Raw genomic sequence first — 5,333 nt, 5'->3', positions numbered from 1 at the left:
GGTGATCATGAGCCTTCATCCTGATATCGCTGCACTGCTCGAGATGATTCAGCTCGGAACGGAATCCGGCGCGCGCATTCCGTTTCGGCAACTCACGCCGGCGCAGGCGCGTGCCGATTTCGACGCCTCCTCGCCGTTGCTGGATATCGATCCGCCGCCGCTCGCATGCGAGAGACAGCTTGTGCTGCCCATGCGCGACGGGACGGAGATCGCCGCGCGGCTCTATGCGCCGCGGCCGTTGGACGTCGCCGATCCGATGCCCGTGCTGCTCTACATGCATGGCGGCGGCTTCGTCGTCGGCAGCCTCGACTCGCACCAGCCGCTGTGCCGGGGTCTTGCCGATGACAGCGGCGCGGCGGTGCTGTCGATCGGCTACCGGCTGGCGCCGGAGCATCGGTTTCCGACCGCGTTCGAGGACTGCGTGGATGCGCTCGCCTGGATCGGGCGCGAGGGGCCTGCGCTTGGTCTGGACCCGCGGCGTGTCGCGGTCGGTGGCGACAGTGCGGGCGGCACGCTCGCTGCAGCCCTGGCGATCGCCGCGCGCGATGACCGGGCCTTGCCGCAGCCTGCTCTTCAGGTCCTCGCTTATCCCGGCCTCAGCCCGCAGCAGATCTCGGATTCCTACGAAAGATACGGCTCGGGCTATCTGCTCGAGCGCGAGACCGTGGACTGGTTCTTCGACCACTATCTCCCCCAGGACGCCGATCGCCACGACTGGCGATTTGCGCCGCTGGCGGCATCCGATCTCACGCGCGTCGCGCCTGCGCTGATCGTGCTCGCCGAGTTCGATCCGCTGGCCGACGAGGGGCGGGCCTATGCTGAACGCTTGCGCGCGGCCGGGGTCGCCGTGGATCTGAAGGTCTATCCCGGCATGATCCACGAGTTCCTGCGCATGGGCAACGTCGTGCCGGACGCTCTGCGGGCCCGCGCCGACATCGGCGACAAGCTCGCTACCGTCTTCGGCATGGGAATGGGAGCTGGCGACCGATGATGACGTCATCCAATCCAGGACTTGCCAACGTCGGAAGCCTGCTGCGGCCTTATTGGTTGCTGCTCGTCGCAGCCATCCTGCTCGGTCTCCTCGGCGGCGCCAGCGTTGCGGGTCTGCTCGCCGTGGTGAACCGCGGCCTTTACGCAGGGCCAGGCGACATTGGTGGGCTGGTCGCCTCGTTCGCGGGTCTCTGTGTCCTGATCGTGGTCGGCTCCGTCGGCTCGGACATCAGCGCCAACGTCGTCGGACAGCGGATCGTCGCCTCGCTGCGCAAGTCGCTGGCCGCCAAGATCCTGATGGCGCCGATCGACCAGCTCGAATCCTATCGGTCGCACCGCCTCATCCCGGTCCTGACCAAGGATGTCGACGCCATCAGCGATTTCGCGTTCTTCTTTCCGGCCTTCCTGGTGTCCGGCGTCATCGTCGCCGGCTGCCTGATCTACCTGGCGGTGCTCTCGTGGCCGCTGGTCCTGGTCACGGCAGCCTTGATCGCGCTCGGGTCGTTCGTCCACTATCTCGCTCGCAAGCGTGGAATGACGGGCTTCAATCTCGCGCGCCAATACGAAGACGACCTGCAGAAGCATTACCGCGCGATCTCCGACGGCGCCAAGGAGTTGCGGCTGCACCGCCCGCGCCGACGCCACGTCCATGTCGATCTGATCGGGCAGACCGTCGACCGGATTGGCGACGTCCAGATCAAGGCCATCAATCTGCTCGTGACGGCGCGTGCGCTCGGGACGGTTCTCCTGTTCCTGGTGATCGGGACCACGCTCGTGCTGCGTCCGCTGCTGTGGCCCGACAGCCCGGCCTCGGTGTCCAGCGGCTTCGTTCTGGTGCTGCTGTTCATGCGCGGACCGATCGACCAGCTGATCGGTATGCTGCCGTCGCTCGGCCGCGCCCAGCTCGCGATGCGTCGGATCGCCGAATTGTCGGACCGTTTCACCACCGAAGAGGCGGAACTGCTTGATGATCCGGCCGGTCGGACTGCCGACCAGATTGAATCGATCGAGTTGCGCGGAGTCTCCTACGCATTCCCGGCGTCCTCATCCGAACGGCCCTTTGCCATCGGACCGATCGACCTTCGCATACGCCGCGGCGAGATCGTCTTCATCGTCGGTGAGAACGGCAGCGGTAAGACGACGCTGATCAAGCTGCTGCTCGGACTCTATGTGCCCGATCGCGGCGTGCTGCTGCGCGACGGCAGTCCTGTCGTCAGCGAGACCCGCGACGACTACCGGCAGCTCTTCACCACAATATTCTCGGACTATTTCCTGTTCGACACCCTTGCACAGCAGAGCAATCAGCGATCTGAGCTCGCACAGCGCTATCTCGACCGCCTCGAGCTTGCGCACAAAGTCTCCATCGAAGGCGGCGCATTCTCCACAACCGACCTGTCGACAGGCCAGCGCAAGCGGCTCGCCTTGATCAATGCCTGGATCGAGGGACGGCCCGTGCTGGTGTTCGACGAATGGGCGGCCGATCAGGATCCGGCGTTCCGTCAAATCTTCTACACCGAGCTGCTCGCCGACCTCAAACGTCTCGGCAAGACGATCATCGTGATCTCGCACGACGATCGCTACTTCCACTGCGCCGATCGGATCGTGCGCCTGCGCAACGGGAATATTGACGTGGGCGCCCCCTCCGAGCGCCGCGAGCCGGCGCGAAGGCAACGCTCGCTCACGCCGGCTCTGCAGGAGTCCATTGAGTCATTTGAAGCAACGAAGCCGTGATGCGCAGCTTTGTAGTTAATCTAAACGCGGTGCCTCGGACCTTCTTGTTTTCGTCGTGCCGGCCGCTCTACATCCTGAACGGGAGTGGACAGGGATGACGCCCGTGCAGATCAATGAAGGGGGAGGGTTTCGCGTGAGCGCGACCGCGAGCGCTGCAGGCAGCGCCCGGACATTTCCCGTCGCAATTGACGCGACAATGTCGGTCGTTCGCGACGATGACGGGATAAAGGTGATCGCGGATGGCGCGGCGCTGTTGTCGTTCCGGTCAGACGGCGAGCTGATGCGGCTGACTGTGGGCGACGAACCCCGTGATTTTCGCCGGGTGTCGCGCGGAGTAGCGGCAATGGCCGAAGCGGTCTTCGGCTGGACGCCGTCGCTGGAGAGGCTCGTCCTTGCGCTCGACGACAACCCGGCAGCAGCATCGGCCTTGGCGAGAGACGGCCTTGCGGTGGTCACTGACGGCAGGTTGACGCTGCGTCCGGACATGGTGATGCAGCGGCGCGAGAACTGGCTGACGGACGCCGCATGTCCGCCGTTTCCACTATCCTATACGATGACCAATGGCAGGCGCCATCCACGGCGACCGCCCAAGCCGGTCGGCACCGTCTACGCCCGTTTCATTCCCTGGCTGTCCGACGTCGTCAGTTTTCGCGTCGTCGACATCGCTCACGATCTCCCGCTGGTGCACCGCTGGCTCAACGACCCGCGGGTGGACTCGTTCTGGAACGAGGCGGGGGACGTCGACAAGCACCGGGAGTATCTGTCGCGGATCATGTCGGACCCGCACATGGTGCCGCTGATCGGCTCCTTCGGTGATCAGCCTTTCGGCTATTTCGAGCTCTATTGGGCAAAGGAAAATCGCATCGCGCCGTTCTACGAGGCGACGGACTATGATCGCGGCTGGCACGTGATCGTCGGCGAGGACGGCTTCCGGGGCCGCCGCTTCATCACGGCCTGGCTTCCCTCGCTCATGCACTACATGTTCCTCGACGATTGCCGCACCGAGCGCATCGTCGGCGAGCCGGCGGCGGCGCATTCCCAGCAGCTGCGTAACCTGGATCTGGCGGGCTTTGCCAGGCTCAAGAACTTCGACTTCCCACACAAGCGGGCAACCCTGGTCATGTTGCTGCGCGAGCGCTTCTTCGGCGACCGGCTGTGGCAGCCGGCGCCCAAGGAAGCACCCATAGAAGCCTAGCGCGGACGGAGCATCACTCATGTCGTATCATCCTGCCCCTGAATATGATGTCGTCGGCGTTGGCTTCGGGCCATCGAACCTCGCACTGGCGATTGCACTCGACGATTGCGCCAGGCAGCAAAGCTTGAAATGCCGGTCCCTGTTCGTGGAAAGGCAGCAGGACTTCAAGTGGCATGGCGGAATGCTACTGCCCGGCAGCAACATGCAGATCTCCTTCCTCAAGGATCTGGTATCGCTTCGCGATCCGACCAGTCCGTTCACCTTCGTCAACTATCTTCACAAATCCGGCCGGCTGCTCGACTTCACCAACTGCAAGACGTTCTATCCGAGCCGGATCGAGTTCAACGACTACCTCCGATGGGTCGCCGGCCAGTTCAGCGCCATGGTCGCATATGGAGAGACAGTCGAGGCTGTCGAGCCCGTGCACGCCGGTCAGTCCGTCACCGCGCTTCGCGTGCTCACGCGCATGGCTGACGGGAAAGAACGGTCACGCGTCACGCGGCACCTCGTGGCCGCCGTCGGCGGCGTGCCGCACATCCCGTCCGTATTTCGAGCGGTCGCGATGGATCCGCGGGTCGTGCACACCAGCGGCTATCTCGGCTCGTCGCTTGCGGCAGGATCGGACGGCCGCTCGCCGCGGGTAGCGGTCATCGGCGGCGGGCAAAGTGCGGCTGAGGTCACCCTCGATCTCAGCGAGCGGATTCCGGGCGCCCAGATCGATCTGGTCTTCCACGGGCATGCCCTCAAGCCGGCCGACAGCAGCCCGTTCGTGAACGAGATCTTCAACCCGGACTACACCGACTATTTCCATTCGCGGTCCGACGGGCAGCGCGAGACAATCGTCCGCAGCTTCCGCAATACCAATTATGCGGTGGTCGACCCCGACCTGCTCGATCAGCTCTACCGGATGACGTATCAGCAGCGCGTTGCCGGAGCTCGGAAGCTGGCGCTTCATCCGCGCAGCGAGATCGTCGCAGCTCACGCCTCCCCCCAGGGGGTGGTGCTCGAGTTCAATAACAAGGACGAGGAGGTCCGCCGCCGAGCGGCATACGATGCCGTCGTGCTCGCCACCGGGTACGAGCGATCTCCGATCCCGGGGTGTCTCGATCCGATCAGCCGCTACATCGAGTCGGCGTCGCTTGATCGCGACTATCGTCTGCAGACAAGTCCCGCGTTTCGTCCACACGTCTATGTGCAGGGCTGCGCCGAAACCTCGCACGGCCTCAGCGATACGCTGCTCTCGGTGCTGCCGATGCGGGCTCAGGAGATCACGAAGTCGCTCGTGTCGACAACGGTGAGAGAACAGGACGCCGCGCCCTCGCAGGACCGGGCCGAGCGCGTGTACTCGTGATGGAAAGCCGAATGCGGAGCCACGACGATCGCGCCGCGCGCGACGTCGTGGAATGAGGCCGAAAGG

General features: G+C 64.5%; 4 protein-coding genes. All 4 read left to right on the top strand.

The features are described from left to right. Positions 1-7: 7 nt before the first annotated feature. Genes QX132_RS15665 through QX132_RS15650 form a run of 4 tightly spaced genes read left to right on the top strand, consistent with a single transcriptional unit; the run spans position 8 to position 5,267 of the window. Positions 8-991 carry an alpha/beta hydrolase gene (locus tag QX132_RS15665; protein ID WP_316161819.1) on the top strand — a complete coding sequence of 328 codons (984 nt, stop codon included), beginning with the start codon at positions 8-10 and terminating at the stop codon, positions 989-991. Next, positions 988-2,721, top strand: a complete 1,734-nt coding sequence (locus QX132_RS15660) for a cyclic peptide export ABC transporter (RefSeq protein WP_316161817.1) — start codon at positions 988-990, stop codon at positions 2,719-2,721. Before QX132_RS15665 ends, QX132_RS15660 begins: the two co-directional genes overlap by 4 nt. A 55-nt stretch (positions 2,722-2,776) precedes the next feature. After that, complete coding sequence (locus tag QX132_RS15655) at positions 2,777-3,916, top strand: GNAT family N-acetyltransferase (protein ID WP_316161815.1); 1,140 nt, start codon at positions 2,777-2,779, stop codon at positions 3,914-3,916. A gap of 19 nt (positions 3,917-3,935) precedes the next feature. Beyond that, positions 3,936-5,267 carry a lysine N(6)-hydroxylase/L-ornithine N(5)-oxygenase family protein gene (locus QX132_RS15650; protein WP_316161814.1) on the top strand — a complete coding sequence of 444 codons (1,332 nt, stop codon included), beginning with the start codon at positions 3,936-3,938 and terminating at the stop codon, positions 5,265-5,267. Positions 5,268-5,333 lie beyond the last annotated feature (66 nt).

The organism is Bradyrhizobium sp. SZCCHNRI20481, from assembly GCF_032485055.1.
In the GTDB taxonomy this organism is placed as follows: Bacteria; Pseudomonadota; Alphaproteobacteria; order Rhizobiales; family Xanthobacteraceae; genus Bradyrhizobium.
This window is presented reverse-complemented; position numbering and strand designations above follow the sequence as displayed.

Bases quoted from the DNA above. Each gene is read 5' to 3' on its own strand.
- QX132_RS15660 (WP_316161817.1), top strand. From the start codon at position 988: ATGATGACGTCATCCAATCCAGGACTTGCCAACGTCGGAAGCCTGCTG.
- QX132_RS15665 (WP_316161819.1), top strand. From the start codon at position 8: ATGAGCCTTCATCCTGATATCGCTGCACTGCTCGAGATGATTCAGCTC.
- QX132_RS15650 (WP_316161814.1), top strand. From the start codon at position 3,936: ATGTCGTATCATCCTGCCCCTGAATATGATGTCGTCGGCGTTGGCTTC.